This is a genomic window from Chania multitudinisentens RB-25, assembly GCF_000520015.2.
Classification (GTDB): domain Bacteria; phylum Pseudomonadota; class Gammaproteobacteria; order Enterobacterales; family Enterobacteriaceae; genus Chania; species Chania multitudinisentens.
Window position 1 is genome coordinate 50,439 of sequence record NZ_CP007044.2, and the last position, 18,021, is coordinate 68,459.

The following is an 18,021-nucleotide window of genomic DNA, read 5'->3' on the forward strand; positions in this document are numbered from 1 at the left end:
TATATGCATAAATAGCAATCCATCTAGGTCTGGTTGAGAGCCTAAGCCCTTAAGGATCCCATTTTGTGATCGTTAACCCAAAATGGGAACGTTCCCATTTCATAAACCCCAGCAAATGTCTAAGCTTTATTTATCCACACTTCTGCACCTACAAAGGGTTTCACCATGAGCAAAGTTCAGCAGCAGGATATCGACCGCCTGATCGCGCTGGTCGGTGGCCGTGAGAATATCGCTACCGTCAGCCACTGTATTACTCGCTTGCGTTTCGTGCTTAACGATCCTGGCAAGGCCAAACCGAAAGAGATCGAAGAACTGCGGATGGTCAAAGGGTGCTTTACCAATGCCGGGCAGTTCCAGGTGGTGATCGGCCCAGAAGTTGGTGATTACTATCAGGCGTTGATCGCCGCCACCGGCCTCAATGAGGCCGACAAAGAACAGGCGAAACTGGCCGCACGCCAAAATATGACCTGGTTCGAGCGTGGCATCTCCCACTTCGCTGAAATCTTCTTCCCGTTGCTGCCTGCGTTGATCAGCGGGGGTTTGATCCTCGGTTTCCGCAACGTGATCGGCGATATTCCGATGTCTGGCGGCCAAACGCTGGCTCAGATGCACCCAGCGTGGAAAACCATTTACGATTTCCTGTGGTTGCTCGGTGAAGCCATCTTCATGTTCCTGCCGGTGGCGATCTGCTGGTCAACGGTGAAAAAAATGGGCGGCACGCCGGTACTCGGTATCGTGATGGGCATTACCCTGGTTTCACCGCAGCTGATGAACTCCTACCTGCTCGGCCAGCAAGTGCCGGAAGTGTGGAACTTCGGCTGGTTCACCATTCAGAAAGTGGGTTATCAAGCCCAGGTGATCCCCTCGATCCTCGCCGGCCTGACTCTGGGTTGGATCGAAACCCGGCTGAAAAAGATCGTGCCGGATTATCTGTATCTGGTGATCGTACCGGTGGTTTCTCTGCTGCTGGCGGTGTTCCTGGCCCACACGCTGATCGGCCCGTTTGGCCGCCTGATCGGCGACGGCGTAGCCTGGGCGGTGAAGTCAATCATGACCGGTGGCTTCGCGCCAATCGGGGCTGCGCTGTTTGGCTTCCTGTATGCGCCGCTGGTGATTACCGGTGTACATCAAACGACCTTGGCGATCGATATGCAGATGGTCCAAAGCATGGGCGGCACGCCGGTATGGCCGCTGATTGCGCTTTCCAACATCGCGCAGGCTTCGGCGGTGCTGGGCATCATTATTATCAGCCGCAAGGCCAACGAGCGTGAAATTTCAGTCCCGGCGGCGATTTCCGCCTACCTCGGCGTCACCGAACCGGCCATGTACGGGATCAACCTCAAATACCGTTTCCCGATGCTGTGCGCGATGATCGGTTCGGCCCTGGCGGGCCTGATCTGCGGGTTGACCGGCGTGATGGCGAATGGGATTGGCGTCGGCGGCCTGCCGGGCATTCTGTCCATTCAACCACAGTTCTGGCTGATTTATTCCCTGGCCATTCTGGTTGCCGTGGTGATCCCGCTACTGCTGACCATCATGGTGTACAAACGCAAAGCCAGCCGCGGCGAATTGCCGGTCTGAATTCATTACCAGGCCTGTCTGCCGGCAGGCCCATTGGCATAAGCAAAGAGGTTACGGTTCCGATGAGCAATCCTATTCCTTGGTGGCAAAACGGTGTCATCTATCAAATCTACCCAAAAAGCTTCCAAGACAGCACCGGTAATGGCTATGGCGATCTGGCAGGGGTCACCCGGCGGCTGGATTATTTACAGGATCTGGGCGTTGATGCCATTTGGCTGACGCCGGTTTATGTGTCACCGCAGGTGGATAACGGTTACGACGTGGCGGATTACTGCGCCATCGATCCGGCTTATGGCACCCTGGCAGACTTTGAGCACTTAGTCGCCCAGGCCCACCAGCGCGGTATCCGCATTGTGATGGATATGGTGTTCAACCATACCTCCACCGAGCACCCGTGGTTCAAGGCCGCGCAGGATCGCCATAGCCCGCTGCGCCAGTTCTACATCTGGCGCGATGGCGAAGGCGATGCCCCGCCCAACAACTGGCGTTCCAAATTTGGCGGCAACGCCTGGCAGTGGCACGCCAGCAGCGGCCAGTATTATCTGCATCTGTTCGCCACCGAGCAGGCCGATCTCAATTGGGAACACCCGCCGGTGCGGGAAGAATTAAAGAAAGTGTGCCAGTTCTGGGCGGATAAGGGCGTTGATGGGCTGCGCCTTGACGTGATTAATCTGGTGTCCAAACAGCAGGATTTCCCCAGCGATACCCAAGGCGATGGCCGGCGGTTTTATACCGATGGCCCACGTATTCATGAGTTTTTGCAAGAAATGAGCCGTGAAGTGTTCCAGCCTCTCGGCCTGATGACCGTGGGCGAAATGTCTTCCACCTCGCTGGAGCATTGCCAGCAATATGCGGCACACAGCGGCCAAGAGCTGTCGATGACCTTCAATTTCCATCACCTGAAAGTGGATTACACCAATGGGCAAAAATGGACGCTGGCAGCCCCGGACTACGTTGAACTGAAACAGATTTTCTGCCACTGGCAGCAAGGGATGCACAACCGTGCCTGGAACGCGCTGTTCTGGTGTAACCACGATCAGCCACGCATCGTTTCACGCTTCGGTGACGAAGGCGAACTGCGCGTTATCGCCGCTAAAATGCTGGCGATGCTGCTGCACGGTATGCAAGGCACGCCGTATATCTACCAGGGCGAAGAGATTGGCATGACCAATCCAGGTTTCAGCCATATCGATCAATATCGTGATGTGGAAAGCCTGAATATGTACGCCGAACTGAGCGCACAGGGTAAAAACAGCGCCGAACTGCTGGCGATCCTGGCCAGCAAGTCGCGCGACAACGGCCGCACGCCGATGCAATGGGACGCCAGCGCCAACGCCGGGTTTAGCAGCGGTACACCGTGGATCGCCTGCGCAGAAAACTACCCGCAGATTAATGCCGAAGCAGCGCTGGCCGATCGGGATTCGGTATTTTATACCTATCGCCACCTGATCGCCCTGCGCAAACAGTATCCGTTGCTAACGCACGGCGACTATCAGGATCTGGCCCCGGAACACCCGGCATTATGGTGCTATCAGCGCCGTTGGAACGGGCAGCGCTTGTTGGTGGCCGCTAACCTGAGCCATGAACTTTTGGCGTGGGATGCCGCTGGCGTCGAACGCTCTGCTGTGTGGCAACCGCTGATGAGCAACTATGCGGATACGGCGGAACAGCCACAGCCCATGCTCTTGCGGCCATTTGAGGCAGCATACTGGCTGGTAAAGGAATAGCGTTGCTCCCTCGATCAAAAACGGCACCCCGTGCTGTTGGTTTTAAAATAAACGGAGAGTGTTGCAAGATATTCTCCGTTTGTGCCTAAATCGTATCAATAATCCTCGCTTGTCGATCGAGTTCTCCCGCTGGCTGTTGGAAATAATCTTGTGAAGAAATACCAAAAAAGGCTGTTCGAAATCCTCTCCCTTGGCGGGTACTTTGTGCTCGTTTATCTGTGCATGCAGGTTTTTAACATGGGTGAATATGATTGGATGCTGGAACCGGGTGATAGCATATGCAGCTTGCCAGCCGATCCCGATGACCTGCGCGACATCACCTCACCGCTATTTCTGTTTTTGCTGGGAACACCGCTGCTGATAGCCTTGATACGCGACATCCTTTTTAAGGATCTCTTCAAGGTGCTCCTCTATGGCTTTGGGCTGGCGGTGGTCATTGCCTACTGGTGGTGGTCATTCTGGGGGCAATACGCTGCTTGTGCTGCCTGAACACTGGCTATATGCTGCCTCATTTCTCTGCGCTCACGACATCAGAAACCGGAACTTTCGAAAATGAATATAAGGAAATTTTTCTTTACCTTCTTACTTACGTTTAGCGTGCTGGCAAGCGTACCTCATGCCGCCATGGCTGGCGATCCCGGCCCTTTCCGACTGGTTTTCTTTGATATCTCTGCGCCTCCTTATCAGGACGGGCAACAACTCATCATCGAGCTGCGTAAAATGGAGGCGCTATCAGAGGTACAAAAAGACTACTGCTTCTTCTGTAAAACCAGTCCAGATGTTGAAACGATCTATATCTACTCCGTTCCCGTTGGCCTCAATGTGGAAGATTTACGCAAAGCCGTCAGCGGTGATGATGATGCCAAGCGCCGCATGCAAACCGTTTTACACCGTTTCGTTGACGCCGAAGATATCGGCGTGGATGGTTTACTGATTTATCAGCATACCGAAGGGAATGTGACTATCTATACCATGGATAGGCAAGTCGGTTCTCCGCTTAAGGCGGTGAGCAAGCCGGTTAAACGACACCTGCTACATTCCAGCTTGGATACGTTGCTGGAGAATGCCGCCCAGAAACTGAATCGGCCCGTTTAATCCATTGCCCGTATTCAGCTGCCCATCGCCAAATGACTCTGGTGGTATCACCAGAGTAAGCAAACCGTAACGCCGGAAAATTGCCGTTTAATATTTCTTTCTAAGCTGCCTGTACGGCAGTGAACGCGATGCCAACCTGTGCGGTGCCAACCCGCGCTTTCTAAGTTGCCTGTGCGGCAGTGAACCTAACCACCCAGGCCAGCACCCGCCTTAACCAAAGAAGCGTTTTGGATTCTCTTTCAACATTAGCTCAATCTCGGTTTGGCTGAAACCTGCATTGAGCAACATCGGTACAAACTGATCCAGCAGATAGCTAAACCCCAAGCCACCGTTCACTTTCAGGTGCGAGCGGCGCGTAAGATCCATGGAAAGCATCACGCGGTTGAGCAGGCCGCGTTGCTGAAGGGCTTGCAGCATTTCAATGCGTTTCTGATCGGGGAAATAATCATTCTTGCCGATGGTGTCAAATTGCACATACGCCCCAGCGTCGATCATCTGCAAGATATTATCCAACTGCTCTTTCAGGTCACAATGCCCAATAACGACATGATTCAGATCCATGCCCAATTGCTTAAGCAACCCCACTTGCTCAACCCCCATGGTGCTTAATGTGGTGTGAGTGGAGAGCGGGCGGCCGGTGGCCTGATGAGCCAAGACCGCGGCATGAAAGACTTTCTTTTCATCCTGGGTGATCACATCTTTACTGCTGCCAATTTCGGCAATCACCGAGGCTTTCAGTGCCGTACCATCAATGCCTTGTTCAATCTCATCAATCATGATTTTTGCCAGCGCTGGCGCAGTGCGGCTGGCAATAAAGTCAGGGTAGAACTTTTGTTGATAAAACCCGGTGGAAGCGAGCACGTTCATGCCGGTATCCCGCATCAGATCCAACATAAATTGCGCATTCCGCCCCATATAGTGGTTCGTCATTTCAACAATGTTGGCGACCCCTTTCTGCTTTAAGACCTTCAACTCATCGCGAATCAGTTCATATTGGTCAAAGCGGCAATCAATATTATTTTTCTCGTGCGAGAGATCGATATGCAGATGCTCATGTACGTAGGTATAACCCGTTGGATTTATCATATTTGTACACACCACCTTATTCAGCCTGCTGTTTAGCCGCAGAGTAGCTCTGTTGCAAAATCCGCAAGATGGTTTCCGCGCCGCTGCGATTCGGATTAATGCGGATCATCCGCTGTTGCAAACCCGGTTCGGCCTCTCTAAAAGTACCGGAAAGGCGGTAAAATAACGGTGGAATTTCAAATTTGGACTCAGCACCAACGGGATAAGGCAAGGCCCCCAACTTTTCTGCCTGCTGCAAAACCTGATTGGCCACCGGCTCGTGGAATTCCACCAGCAGCACTTTTGATTGCGCATTGGCAAGCAGCGCCTGTTTCACCATCGGTAATTCACCGCTGTTTAAACGCACCAGCAATTCTTGATTCACCTGCGCCTGCACCGCATGCATCACTGGCGCAAACACCAATCCACGCAGCACCTCCAACGCCTGGAAACCTTGAATCTGGCAGCCGCCGGAATACAGGGTGCTGCGGATAGCCTGCACCGCTTTACTGTCACCCACAGCCACACCAACGCCCTGCGGGCCAAACAGTTTAAAGCTGGAAAATGTCGATAAGCCCGCGCCCATTTCGCAGCCGATTTTATCCACTTTCAGCACCGCATAATTATCATCAACCACGCTTGGAATCTGGTGCTGATTCAAGAGCCTGATCACTGCGGCCAGCTCGTAGCTGTCATCGGGTTTTTGGCGGGTATGCTGGACTAGTGCCGCGTCAATTGGGTGGGCAGCTATCTGCTGCCTTAATGCCCCAGGATCGTTGAAATCAGCGATCACCAGCTTTAACCCCATTTGCTCAATAATCACTTTTGAAGTGGGATAAATAGGAGCCTGGTGCACTAATAATGAACCACCCGGTTTGAGCAATGCCGCCAATCCCGCACGAATGGCTCCGGTGCCTGCTCCTTGCACTAAAACCGCTTCTTCGGCACGAAAGAAATGTGCCAACACCTGTTCAACTTTATGGGTGGTCTGCGGTTGATTAAATTCAGGCTCAAGCCCCAAATCCCCTAATGTCAGGAAGGCTTGCCCGGTAAAATAGCGGCTGATCGCATCCACTAAAGCGAACTGTTTCTGCTGGGCTTCCGCTAGCGTTAAACTCTGTAACGGGTATGTTTTCATGGGATAAGCCTTAACATAATCTGTGAATAGGCAACGTTGGCGATTAACCCAGCCCAACAAAATAGAGCAGATTCGCCAGAATACCGACCGCAATCGTCGCAATCGGGCCAATCGCCATTTCAACCAACGGCCGTTTTGAGGTGCGGTTTAACAGATAAATACCCGCAACGATCATAAAGCCCATACCTGGCAAAATCGCATTTGACGCCATCATGCCGCCAACCAGCAAAGAGACCTCAAGCATTTTAGTGATGGCGGTACGAATATGATCGCCACAGGCTTTCACCCCTGGATAACGATCCAGCCAGATTGCCGCCCCTGCCAACATTTTTATTTCCATAAACATAATGGCGCAGCCCGCAATAAAGGCGATGACATAGTTATTGGTCGCCAAACCTGCCACAAACACAAATTTCATGCCATCCGGGCTATACACACCGGTGGCAATCGCGGTAGTGGCAACTAATGGAATAAAGCTGATAGCACGCGCCAGCGCGACCAGCAGCGCACCATTAGCGTCACCGGCGGCCATCAGTTGCAATGAAACCGGGCCTTCGGCTAACAGGCTCATCGACATGGTGGCCGCGACGGCGGTTAAACCACCGCTTAAGACCAGCAGCCATTGGTTTTTTTGAATACGTTTGATTCTTTCCGAGAAAATGCCGACCAACATCTCGTTAGAACCTTTGGCGCCCTCTGGCAATTTAGGGGCTTTTTCCCGCATGGCGAAATAGAACATCACCACCATGGCAAACAGTAATGCGATCCCGTTAGGATCAAGCTTTACCGGTTTCTCCAGTTGGCCGCCAAAGCTTAAGCTCCCAACGGATTGCGTAGCCAGGTAGCCGATCAAGGTGGCCAATAAAACAAATAAACCTTTGCGATAGCCAAACTGGTAAGCCACCACCAAGGCAGGGAAGAGTGAGAAACAGACAATGATAGGATCGCCGACTTTGCTGAGCGCGCTCATAAAATTCACCGGCATCATCGCAAACAGATCGACAATCGATTTTAGGCCGACCAACAGCGCAATCCCGTACAGTGCGCCAACAATCCCCGAGGCGATAAACCCTTTGCGGCTGTTGGGGCACCAGATACCGATCACGTCGGTGCCTAATAACAGGCTGTGGACTAAAATAATCGGTGCGGTTAATGAAAACGGCAAGCCAAAGCCAATCACCAAACCAAAACTCAAGGCGAAACTGCTCGCCAACAACACGCCACGGCTCATGCGTCCTTCAATATATTCAGGGATCAGCGGGCGTAAACCATCGTGGAAAACCGCAATACAACGATTAGACATCATGGAGGAAATAGCACCAATCATGGCAATCACGATCAGTTTCCCACTATCAACGGCGATCAAACGCGTGAAGAATTCGATTTCCATAATAAATCCCTGGTATTAATAATGTTGAATAACCCGGCTATCAGGAACGCTGGAAAATAGCAGCAATCACTACCGGTACGACAGCATCAATGTCTTGTCCGGTAAAACCGAAAGCGGTTTTACCTGCCTGCACGCTGGCAGATATTTCATCATCACTTAAAATTTTGCCCGGCATCCCTAGCGTGATGCATTTATCTGCGCCGGCAATGGCAATCGCCATGGCTAACGCCCCGCCACCGCCGGTATTACACGCGCCTAAGTAGTAATCGGCCTGCCCGGTTTTAAGCGCCATTGCCGCCTCAATATCCCCCATGATTTCTACTGACGTAGCTTTATCACCCGCCAACCGGCGTACCGTTTCTGCTAATTTGGTTTTCTCAATCTGCCCACCAATAACAAAGCGCATAGTAATTCCCTCTTTTACATTTGGATGTGTACTACCTGGGTCGTAATAACGATAAAAATGATTGGCCATGCTGTGGTGCTGGTGCGGTAAAAAACTCACAAACGCTCGCGCCAACGTCGGCCAAGGTTTGCCGGGTGCCTAATGCAATACTTTTCACCCCCTGTTGATAAACCAGGATAGGCACTTGTTCTCTGGTATGCTTGCTGTGCCCGATAGTCGGATCATTGCCATGGTCAGCCATCACGACTAAACAATCTTCCGCTGACATGGAATCGATAATGCTGGCCAGATTGCGATCTACCAATTTCAGGCAGTCGATATAGCGTTCAGGATTTTGCGCGTGGCCTGCCAGATCGGTTTCTTGAATATTGCTGCAAATAAAAGCTGACCCTGGCTGCCGAACATGCTGCAACGTTAAGTCCATTATTTGCTGTGAGTCGACCAGCTTTTCGTAGCTGATGCCGTGAGGGTTAGCCACAATATCCGCCACCTTGCCAATCAGGACGGTTGGAATATTAACCTGATGCAATTGCTCAGGGACTTGAACGCTCTGATCGACGCCGTAACCGAGATGCACCACCTGGAATCCCCGATTATAAGCACCTGATTTCGGTGCATTAATACCGATATAGGTTTGCTGCCGGGTTTCTGCGGCCGCTTGAATGGCCTGGGTATTTTCCAGCAGGCCGCCAAAAGCAATAACGCGCCCGACCTTGACGCAGCGGCGCACAATGTGGCCAATCGCCTGAACCTGCTCGAAGGTTAATACCGCCAGATTGGCGCTGATATTGTAAACCTGCCCCAGATCCGCTTCGAGGTTGTCGCCAATCGCGGCGGCACCATCCACCCACAGATAGCTCAAGCTCCCTATTGCGATCCGTTCAACCTGATGCTTTTCCGCCAGCAATGCCTGTTCAACCCGATCGATCACTGCCGAGAATGGCATTCTTAGCGGCGGCAATGGCAGGGTTCCCATTATTTCCTGGTGCCCCATGAAAGTATCGCCACCTTCATGCTGTAACAGCGCGCGGCCGGCAACAGCCTGTGGATTGGCCTGCATCACGTTGGCAGAAAACCCTAACGCGTTGATTAAGCCCAGCTTCTCTAAGGTTGCCAACCGTAATTCAGGCTGGCTTTGCAACAAATGTTGGCAGGTGTTGGCGCCAATATCCTGCGGGCGCACCTCCGCCACATCCGGCATGGCGCCTACGCCAAAACTATCAATCACAATGACAATAAACTTACTCATAACGCCGCCCGAAACTGTCATAGGTTGCCACTAATTGTGGTGAGCCACTTTGTATACCGGCAACCAGCGCCACATCGCTGCGGGTAACAAAGATTTGCGTGCGAAAACAGCTGATCACCGGGTTACCGATGGGCCACTGGCCCGCTAAACGCAGGCAATAATCAATGCTGCTGTCGTCGGTTGGTAATACTTCCGCCCATTGCGCTTTACCGCCGGTAAATACCAATGCCTGTTGCAAATGACCACGGCGATAATATCCACCCCCAAAAAAGTAGCTGTTACCCGCAAAATGATGGGAAATCTCAGACAGATAGAGCATGGCGATTCTTTCAGGCTGATCGCCCGTCTGGTTAGCAGGTATGGTGCCCGTTAATGCATGCCCAGGTTCCGCATGAGTTACGCCGTGCTCGGCTAACAGCGGAAAGGTGGCGCAGCTGCTGGCCGAGGGAGCATTCAGTTGCTCAACGGGAACGCCCTGCTGCTCAATCATCGCTTTGCCCGCCAGCAAAGTCGCTAAATTAGGGGTGGCTAACGTTTCTTGCCGTGCTTGATCAAACAACATGCAGGGGAAATGGGTCGCCCCCACAATCCGCACATTAGGCAATTGCTGAATATGCGCGATCGCATCAACCAGCTGATCCAAGGCAAAACCCGCCTCTTGGCCGGGATAGAGCACGTCGCCAGGCTGGTAGACTTTTAATAATAACGGCTGGGTGTAATTCTGCTGTGCGGCTACCGCTGAGATCTGCTGCGCTTTCTCCAGTGAATAAACCGTGATCACTTCCGGCTTTTCCGCCAGGATTTTAGGCAACAAATGCAGCGGCGGTTGAACCAGGTGACCAATATGCGCAACCGGCACCCGGTGGCGATAAAGCTGGTTAGCCTCTTTAAAATCCACCGCAACAATGCCGGCAAAACCCATATCCAGAAGTTTTTGGCAAATATAGGGGTTATGGCCAATCTGCTTTGGCATGGCATACAGTTTCAAACCGTATTGTTTGGCAACGGCCAGCAATAAACGTGCGTTTTCCCACAGTTGATCGAGATCGATAAGATAGGTATCCGGTAGCACTTTACCCTGCTGCCATAACGCTACCGCGGCCTCGATTAAGGCAGGGTTTTGCTTCTGTAATGCAGATAAAAACATAATCAGCCCTACTTAGAGCCTATTCCAATAGGCGATTAATCCGCTTGAGCAAGGTGCAAAGCATAAAGATTCGATAACAGATAGGTTTTTTCGCTTTCTGGTATCTGAATTGAAAATTCGCTCAACAGGTCATTGTTGATCATTTGCAAACGCTCAAAGAGTTCGCTTTCAACGACTTCGCTAAACAGCTCGTTATCCATTGCAGCAACCGGTTCACCACGCGCACAGCGCATTAATGCATTAGCCATATGGGTGATTGCCATTTGCCCTTGGCTATTGCGAATAACCAACCCCCATTGCTGCTCCAGCTTATTCACCACCTTCAACATGCCTTGATGAACCTCTGCGCTAATCAGGTTGGCGCTTGCCAAAATCTGTAATCGTTGCTCCATTGTCATAGCCTTTCCGCATGAAAAAACAATAATCAGTAAGAAGGATCAATTAAACCCGCTTGAACGGCACGCTGGTGCTCAAGTAATGCATTAATATCGACGATGCGCGTTAATAACTGTTCGATATAGTGATTATCCTGATTAATTAACACCACCGCTTCGGTCGCTTGTTGATAAATAGCGTGCTCCGCCAGCGGAATACTGGTCAGGTAATGGGATGCAAGATCTTCGGTCAAATTCCAAATCATGGCATCGATCTGCCCCTTTTCGATCAATGCCAGTCCTTCGTTGTAGCCAATATTCACCCATTCAATCTGGCGGTTGGCAAAAAAGAGCTCGGTCATCAAACGCTGATCGGGAGAGCGAAAATCCAGCCCCACGCGCTGGATTTGATCCTGCTGCCCCTGGCGGCAGATTAAGTGGTGAGCATTAACATAAGAGTGCTCGCCCAACGATAAGGCGATCCTGACATCCCCTTGTTGCAAATAGTTTTCCGCCGCCAAGCGTGAGGTGACTGCCATGTCATAGATGCCATTTTTCAGGCATTCAATCCGTATATCTGCGCCGCGCATATGGGCAAAATAGAGCGAAATCCCCTGGCACTGTTTTTTTAAACCACTGGCCAGGCCTTCATACAGCTTGGTATACGGCAGCGGCATGGCGCAAACGAGGTTATCAATACCCGCTTGAGAAAATAGGCCCGCGTAATTAATCGATTGCACCAGCGTGCCATTACGGCCACGGCGCTCCAAAGCAATATAATGCTGATTTTCCAGTGATTTTAAGGCGTTTTGTACGACCCCCACCGAAAGCTCAAAGGCCTGTGACAGTTCATCAATCGTTTTGAGACGCCCGCCGACCTGCTCGCCCAACAAGTAACGAGCCAGCAAGGTTAACGCCATACCTTCTTTTTTGATAAACCGCCTGGTCATAACTTTAACCTTCAAATTATTGAATATTTAAATATTCAATAATTTGAAGGTTAAATGCAAATGAGATAACACCGTATTGCAAAGGCCATCACAAAAATAAGCGTGAACGCCCCGTAGCCCTGCACCACCCAGCCAAACACTGCACTGCTAACCGGGTGGTTAGAGCTAAACGTGATTAAGGCTCTGCACCCGTTAAGTGAATGGGTAATGGGCTTTGCAGCTGTTGCAGCCGGTCACACAACCAAATCAGGCGTAACAGGTTTTCAGCTTGGCTTACCGGTTGCGCAAGATAATGTTTTAGCTGGCTAGCCAGAAATGCCATCCCTAAATCATTGGCGGTTTGCAGGCACTGCGCCAAATCGTTTTTTTGCTGAGGGGATAAACCATAGCGCCCCGTACAGGCCTGTGCTTCCAGTACAGAGAGGAGTGGCCGGCTGAGCTGCTGGGCAAGAGTTGGCACCGTACCCAATAAAATCGCGCTCTGCTGTTTCTTCCGTGCCATATAGTTTTGAATATGGCTGATAAACATTGAAGGCTTTTTCTTACGCGGGTAATGGTCAAAATCGAGATAGAACAGCTCAACGCCATCCTCCTTTTTCAACCACAGCGTGGTTGGAATAAAATCGATCCCCTGCTCTTTTCTGACAGGTTGTACAGAAACCGCCAAAACGGTGAGCCGCTTTTCTGTGATATAGCGTAATTCTTCAAAGCTGCTTTGTTCTGCCTTGCCCCAATAAAGCCGAAGAAATACGGCATTATCGGCGCGATCGTTGATTTCCCACACCACACATTGCTCCGTTTCATACCACGCCAATGATTTGTAATCCTTGGGGTACAAGACATAAGGCGTGAGGAAATCATCCAACTGCTGCGCAAAGTCGTGTTCAAGCGTTTGCCAGTTATCGGTGCCAAATTGGGTTTTCAGCGTTTGCAAGGCATCTATTGACAGTAATGATGGCGCTGTTTTGGCATATGCATCACCGCTCGCGGCCAGCGTTCCTTCATCCGATAACCTTGGATGATGGAGTTGGAACGGTTTGCGCATCATGCTATCCGCCGTCTGCTTCCAGAAAGAGAGCGAAGACCAGACATTTTGCCGGTGGAACTGCGTATCAAGCCGGTTAGCGCGTGCCTGCGTGCTTTGTAAAAGCTGTTGATTGTCGCTGTCCCAGAACGTAAAAGTTGCACCTAACGCGCCGCTGTCGGCCAACCACCAATTGGCGCTGATCGGAACTAATGAAAGAACGTCGTTTTTTTCATTATATTGACGGCGAAGCTGCCCCCGCACCTGCGGCAATGTGGCTATTGGCGCATGAGTTAGCTGATAAAGATAAGCCGAGAGCCGTGCCAAATAGCGCAAAACCTGGCTCTCATCCAGCGTGAAATGCTTTTCCGCCAAGAGTGCGACTTGCCCACTCAGCCCGCGCAAATAGGCCGCTAATCGTGGTAACCCTTCTGCGCGCGCCGACATATTCAACAGATGTAACTGTGTTGCACTGCTTTTGCTAACGTGAGAAAGGCCTTGCTGCAACAGTGAATGGATAAACGTTTTCACCGTGTGGATTAGCGCAATTTCATCATCGCTCAGCGGGCGTGGGCCGTCAGTTTCCGTCAGATTCTCCGGCCAAGGCCACGATTGCCCATGCTGCTCAAAAAGTTTCGCAATCGCCGCCAGATGAATGGCTTTCTGCTGCTGCTCAGGCAACGATGACAGCATTCCCTCGTAACCACTGGCGTGCATAAAGATGATGGGTTCGTCGAAATCGGGCAGATAAATTTTGAGCTGCGTGCCGTTATCTTCAAGGCGCAGCGTGATGGATTGCCACTGCTGCCACCATTTAAGGGCGAGCCGACACTCCGCCTTGTTCGATTTTTTAATCAGTTGCACGGCATCCAGTGCCAATAACCCAGGCAAGAGCGGCGGAGAAGGTTCTTCTGCACTCGGCAGCGCTGCCGCTGGGGCCGCATTCGCCTGTAGCCAAAGCACGGCCGCCAAGATGTGCTTACAACATCCTGGTGCGCTACAGTTACAGCGTGCTTTTTGAATACCTTCAGGAGCAAGCACCACCTCCTGCCCGTCACTGCTAAAAGCGCCGTTAGCCGCATCCGTTAATATGACTTTGTCGAGATCTTTACGCGCACGGCGCAGCAAACCCGCATTGGCAAAGACGATCAAGGCGTCGTCGTCATAATGGGTGTAAAGGGTACGCCAGCTCACTGCATCACCTCCGCTAGCCACTGGGCAAAATGATCTGGCGTGAGCGCCGCAATCTGCATCCCTCGGTCAGCCAATTTTTGTGCAATGGCGGTGTCATAAACCGGTGATGCTTCATCATCAAGGGCAGCCAACCCCAGCATTTTTACCTGCTGGCTATTCATGCGTTCGGTACAGGCCAGTAACCGGCTCAACGAGGCGCCTTCTTCAAAGTCGCTGATTAAGGTGAATACCGTTCGTTTGGGGTTTTTGATCAGGGTTTCGCAGTAGTGCATCGCCCCGGCGATATCGGTGCCACCGCCAAGCTGAACGGTCATCAAGACCTCAACCGGATCATGGGCAAGATGGCTTAAATTAACCACCTGGGTATCAAACACCACCAGCGATACGCTGACCGACGGCAGTGCGGCTAAAATACTGGCACAAATCGCAGCGTACATAATGGAACTGGCCATCGAGCCACTTTGGTCGACACAGAGAATCACCTCCCACGGCATGTGCTGCTGCATACGAGAATTGAAATGGGGCGTTTGGATGACCAGGCGTTGCTGCTGCGGATCGTAATGCTTCAGGTTAGCCGCAATGGTCTTACGCCAATCAAAGTTACGGCTGTTGGCAATCAAACTGCGCCGAAAACGATTCCTCCGCCCGGTAAGCGATTGGCGAAATGTGTTTTGAATTTGACGAAGAATATCCTCAACCACTTGACGAATAATGGTTTTTACCGCGTCGCGGGTTTCTTCATTCATCCGCCCGCGCAAGCTCATCAACGTTTTCGCCAGCGCTTTGGTTGGCTCCATGCTTCTCAAGGTTTGCGGATCGTTGAGAAAACTGCTGATTTGATAACGTTCAATGGCCTGAGATTGCATACGCTCAAAGGTGCTGCTGGGGAACAGCTTGCGGGCCTGATTCAGCCAATTGACCGCCGTGAGCTGTGACGCATCTAATGAACCATGTCTCCCCGCTTCTTGGCGCATACCCCGGCGCTGGTATTCGCGGCGGTAAAGATAATCTAACGTGCGTTCCACTTTTAATTCGTCCGCGCTGAAGGCAACCTGCCCCAACGCGTTATCAGCGTACTGCCCAAGCACCAGCCGCCAGCGCCGAATATGTTGCGCTTTATCCTCTGGAAAATCATCCTGCTGGCTCATGAGGCTGCTCCCTTCTCTGTTTCTGCGCCAAACCAATCCCATAATCCCTGGGCGCTTAATGATTGCTGTAGCTGTTGATCCAAATGGAGAGCGGTTAGCAGTTGTGCGTCGCTGAATTCAACCTGATGCAAGCTGAGATCCTGCGCGTTTGATTGGGTGATATCCGCAATATAGCTCGCCACATTGGCGTTCTGTTTTGGCGTGAGCTGGCTAAAAGCAAAGCGTAGCTCAGGCAGAATACCGATAAATTGTTGCTCGTCCCACCCGGCGAGATAGCGATTCAAACTATCAATAAGCAACGGCAAACGCAGGGCCAATTCGGGGGCGGTACGCATGATCCCCACAAAATAGGCCACGGCGCTTTCAGGATCGCTACCGGTACTGAAGGCGTTGTCCAGTTGGGTGGTCAGCGTGGCCGCATCCGCTTGATCGTCTAAATAACAGATAGCATCAACCGCACCTTTCAGCAGCGGCACGGAGTTCAGCTTGCCGTTCAAACGCGCAAGCTGCTGGTAAAAATCGTGCCGATAATCATGCGATAAAGCCATTTCTGGCAGCAGGCCAATCAGTTCACGCAGCGCCAGCAACGCTTGAAAATGCACCTCTTGCTGCTGTTCATCCCCTTGCGCAAGGTGTTCAAGGCAGAAAAATGTTTGCGGCAACAGCTGATGAAAACGATTTTCGATGGCCGTTACATCGCTGATATCTAATAAAGTATGGCAGCGCCATAGCTGGAGCAGTTTATGCCCGCATTCAGTGAGCGAATCTAAACGAAAATCCTGTTGAATATAGCGATCGAGCAGAGTGAATAAGGAAGGAATACGCTGCTGCAAACCAATCAGCGCGGCTTGAATTAACAAGGTAACGGCGTTCTGGCTGGAACGGTTCTGGCCTTGTGCTTCAAGCTGTTCTTCCATTACCAGCAAGGTATTGAGCGCAATCGCTTCCAACTGCGTCCCTTTTTCAGACAGCGCGATAAGTTCGCCTTCCACGTTCGGAGTCCAGGCGTATTGCCACTCTTCAAACAGCAAATCAAGCTGGTGACCTGCCAGAAAGTCCGGGCCATTAACGCGGCGGGCAAAATGAATATCCAGAAACGACAAGAGGTGTAAAAATCGGCTACGCAGCCGATGCTGTGTATTACGGTAGATATCCAGCTTGGTTGTTTTTGCCAGGGTGTCATCAAGTTTGAAACGAAATGCCGCTGCGCGTGCATAGGTTTCAGCAACCAACGGCGGTGTGGTGGTGCCAACAGGGATATTGCCGAGTTGATAACCGGAAAAACAGGCTTTGATCGCCAACCACAGCTCTTGCTGGCTTTCATCCAGGCTGCCTTTAATAAAGGCGCTTTGTAAACCGTCTAACAGATCGTATCGGCCTGGCCCAGGGTGATTGCGCAGTGCCGCCAACTGCAAGCTCTGCTCGGCTGCTTGTTTAACGCTAAGGTAGCTTGGCGGGTTATCAAAGTGCTTTTCACGTAGCGCTTGGGCAACCGTCGCTAAAAAAGCGACGCCCGCCTGAGTGCGATAATGCTGTGTCGGTAGATTTTCCGCCTGTTCCTGGCGCTGCTGTAATAAGCTTTCCCAACTTTTTTGATAATAGGCAGGGGACGGCATGCCAGACGCATAGCCATTCAGGGCATCCAACCGGTCAAAGCTGTAGCGGATAAGCCACGCGCTGTCTTTTTCTGCCCGTTTCTGCATCGCTAAGAATTGTTGTTGCTGGTCAGCGGTTAATGCAAACTGCCGCGGTAATGCATCAGCTAATCCTTCAATCAACGCCAAGGTGTGAAAACCCCCGGTGACGACCAAAATGCGTGCGTGAGGTTGTTGCTGTTTTACCGTTTGAATATGCGCCAACATATGGGCTTCACGGCGAGAAGAGCCTTCTGCGGCTAACACCTCGGGTTCATAATCTAACCGTGCTAACGCGCACCAAATAAAGGTGTCATGAAACAGCCTCTGCCAGTCAGTTAACGCTGCAACGGTGCGTAATTCAAACAGATGCTCCCACAGCTCATCGTGATCCCGGCAATAACATTTTTTTGCCAATTGGCTGATAAACTGGCTGTGCGCCAAATAGCGCTCTTTTTGCAGGCTTTGGCTATGGGTATCCGGCTGCTCATCATCTCTCTGTGCGTTCCACGGCAGATCGATGAAACGCAACGTAGCCGCCTGTTGCCGACCAGCCTGTAACGCTTGCCATTCCGGGGAATATTCACAAAATGGGAAATAGGCCGAGCGCGGTGTGTCATCGCCTTTTTTTAGCGCCTCAGCTTGCCCCAGAATAGCCACGGGTGGGCATGTCTGTTGGTCTAATAAAGTCGGAATCAGGGCGTTAAAGCTGTCTGGCCCTTCAATCAGAATATGATCGGGTTTAACGGTTTCAATCAGGGATAACACTGCGTATGCACAGGCTGGGCTATGGTGCCTGACCGGTGCAAAGTAGATCTGCGCTGCTTGTAAACCTTGCCACGCCTCTAACGCATCGCGGATGCGCGCAGGCAAGGCCATGGAAGAGAGACTCACCGTTT

15 protein-coding genes are annotated in these 18,021 nt (G+C 51.7%); 4 read left to right on the plus strand and 11 right to left on the minus strand.

What is annotated here, in order from left to right:
* Positions 1–165: 165 nt before the first annotated feature.
* From treB to Z042_RS00210, 4 genes are all read left to right on the plus strand, one after another.
* The gene (gene treB / locus Z042_RS00195) at positions 166–1,581 is read left to right on the plus strand and encodes a PTS trehalose transporter subunit IIBC (protein WP_024913679.1); all 1,416 of its coding nucleotides are present in this window, start codon (positions 166–168) and stop codon (positions 1,579–1,581) included.
* Between the two features lie 62 nt (positions 1,582–1,643).
* A complete protein-coding gene (gene treC / locus Z042_RS00200; protein WP_024913678.1) occupies positions 1,644–3,308 on the plus strand; it encodes an alpha,alpha-phosphotrehalase in 1,665 nt (554 codons plus the stop codon).
* A 150-nt stretch (positions 3,309–3,458) separates the two neighbouring features.
* On the plus strand, positions 3,459–3,797 hold the full coding sequence (locus Z042_RS00205) for a DUF2645 family protein (protein WP_024913677.1): 339 nt from the start codon (positions 3,459–3,461) through the stop codon (positions 3,795–3,797).
* Positions 3,798–3,860: 63 nt separating this feature from the next.
* Positions 3,861–4,403 carry a hypothetical protein gene (locus Z042_RS00210; protein WP_071882772.1) on the plus strand — a complete coding sequence of 181 codons (543 nt, stop codon included), beginning with the start codon at positions 3,861–3,863 and terminating at the stop codon, positions 4,401–4,403.
* 210 nt (positions 4,404–4,613) lie between these two features.
* On the opposite strand, the gene Z042_RS00215 is transcribed toward Z042_RS00210, so the two are convergent.
* From Z042_RS00215 to Z042_RS00265, 11 genes are all read right to left on the minus strand, one after another.
* Positions 4,614–5,489: a phosphotriesterase-related protein gene (locus Z042_RS00215; protein WP_024913675.1), complete on the minus strand. Its 876-nt coding sequence runs from the start codon at positions 5,487–5,489 to the stop codon at positions 4,614–4,616.
* A 16-nt stretch (positions 5,490–5,505) separates the two neighbouring features.
* Positions 5,506–6,606 carry an aminotransferase class V-fold PLP-dependent enzyme gene (locus tag Z042_RS00220; protein ID WP_024913674.1) on the minus strand — a complete coding sequence of 367 codons (1,101 nt, stop codon included), beginning with the start codon at positions 6,604–6,606 and terminating at the stop codon, positions 5,506–5,508.
* 43 nt (positions 6,607–6,649) lie between these two features.
* Positions 6,650–7,996 carry a YhfT family protein gene (locus Z042_RS00225; RefSeq protein WP_024913673.1) on the minus strand — a complete coding sequence of 449 codons (1,347 nt, stop codon included), beginning with the start codon at positions 7,994–7,996 and terminating at the stop codon, positions 6,650–6,652.
* Between the two features lie 40 nt (positions 7,997–8,036).
* Positions 8,037–8,402: a DUF2620 domain-containing protein gene (locus Z042_RS00230; protein ID WP_024913672.1), complete on the minus strand. Its 366-nt coding sequence runs from the start codon at positions 8,400–8,402 to the stop codon at positions 8,037–8,039.
* 31 nt (positions 8,403–8,433) lie between these two features.
* The gene (locus Z042_RS00235; protein WP_024913671.1) at positions 8,434–9,651 is read right to left on the minus strand and encodes a phosphopentomutase; all 1,218 of its coding nucleotides are present in this window, start codon (positions 9,649–9,651) and stop codon (positions 8,434–8,436) included.
* Complete coding sequence (locus tag Z042_RS00240; protein WP_024913670.1) at positions 9,644–10,798, minus strand: YhfX family PLP-dependent enzyme; 1,155 nt, start codon at positions 10,796–10,798, stop codon at positions 9,644–9,646. Before Z042_RS00240 ends, Z042_RS00235 begins: the two co-directional genes overlap by 8 nt.
* Before the next feature lie 35 nt (positions 10,799–10,833).
* The gene (locus Z042_RS00245) at positions 10,834–11,190 is read right to left on the minus strand and encodes a PRD domain-containing protein (RefSeq protein WP_024913669.1); all 357 of its coding nucleotides are present in this window, start codon (positions 11,188–11,190) and stop codon (positions 10,834–10,836) included.
* Between the two features lie 32 nt (positions 11,191–11,222).
* Positions 11,223–12,122, minus strand: coding sequence for a GntR family transcriptional regulator YhfZ (gene yhfZ / locus Z042_RS00250; protein WP_024913668.1), 900 nt, complete (start codon positions 12,120–12,122; stop codon positions 11,223–11,225).
* Positions 12,123–12,297: 175 nt separating this feature from the next.
* Positions 12,298–14,340, minus strand: a complete 2,043-nt coding sequence (locus Z042_RS00255; RefSeq protein ID WP_024913667.1) for an SWIM zinc finger family protein — start codon at positions 14,338–14,340, stop codon at positions 12,298–12,300.
* Complete coding sequence (locus tag Z042_RS00260) at positions 14,337–15,488, minus strand: VWA domain-containing protein (RefSeq protein WP_024913666.1); 1,152 nt, start codon at positions 15,486–15,488, stop codon at positions 14,337–14,339. The genes Z042_RS00255 and Z042_RS00260 overlap by 4 nt, the downstream gene beginning before the upstream one ends.
* Positions 15,485–18,016: a DUF5682 family protein gene (locus tag Z042_RS00265; protein WP_024913665.1), complete on the minus strand. Its 2,532-nt coding sequence runs from the start codon at positions 18,014–18,016 to the stop codon at positions 15,485–15,487. The genes Z042_RS00260 and Z042_RS00265 overlap by 4 nt, the downstream gene beginning before the upstream one ends.
* Positions 18,017–18,021 lie beyond the last annotated feature (5 nt).

Bases quoted from the DNA above. Each gene is read 5' to 3' on its own strand.
- treB (WP_024913679.1), top strand. From the start codon at position 166: ATGAGCAAAGTTCAGCAGCAGGATATCGACCGCCTGATCGCGCTGGTC.
- treC (WP_024913678.1), top strand. From the start codon at position 1,644: ATGAGCAATCCTATTCCTTGGTGGCAAAACGGTGTCATCTATCAAATC.
- Z042_RS00210 (WP_071882772.1), top strand. From the start codon at position 3,861: ATGAATATAAGGAAATTTTTCTTTACCTTCTTACTTACGTTTAGCGTG.
- Z042_RS00215 (WP_024913675.1), bottom strand. From the start codon at position 5,489: ATGATAAATCCAACGGGTTATACCTACGTACATGAGCATCTGCATATC.
- Z042_RS00220 (WP_024913674.1), bottom strand. From the start codon at position 6,606: ATGAAAACATACCCGTTACAGAGTTTAACGCTAGCGGAAGCCCAGCAG.
- Z042_RS00225 (WP_024913673.1), bottom strand. From the start codon at position 7,996: ATGGAAATCGAATTCTTCACGCGTTTGATCGCCGTTGATAGTGGGAAA.
- Z042_RS00230 (WP_024913672.1), bottom strand. From the start codon at position 8,402: ATGCGCTTTGTTATTGGTGGGCAGATTGAGAAAACCAAATTAGCAGAA.
- Z042_RS00235 (WP_024913671.1), bottom strand. From the start codon at position 9,651: ATGAGTAAGTTTATTGTCATTGTGATTGATAGTTTTGGCGTAGGCGCC.
- Z042_RS00240 (WP_024913670.1), bottom strand. From the start codon at position 10,798: ATGTTTTTATCTGCATTACAGAAGCAAAACCCTGCCTTAATCGAGGCC.
- Z042_RS00245 (WP_024913669.1), bottom strand. From the start codon at position 11,190: ATGGAGCAACGATTACAGATTTTGGCAAGCGCCAACCTGATTAGCGCA.
- yhfZ (WP_024913668.1), bottom strand. From the start codon at position 12,122: ATGACCAGGCGGTTTATCAAAAAAGAAGGTATGGCGTTAACCTTGCTG.
- Z042_RS00260 (WP_024913666.1), bottom strand. From the start codon at position 15,488: ATGAGCCAGCAGGATGATTTTCCAGAGGATAAAGCGCAACATATTCGG.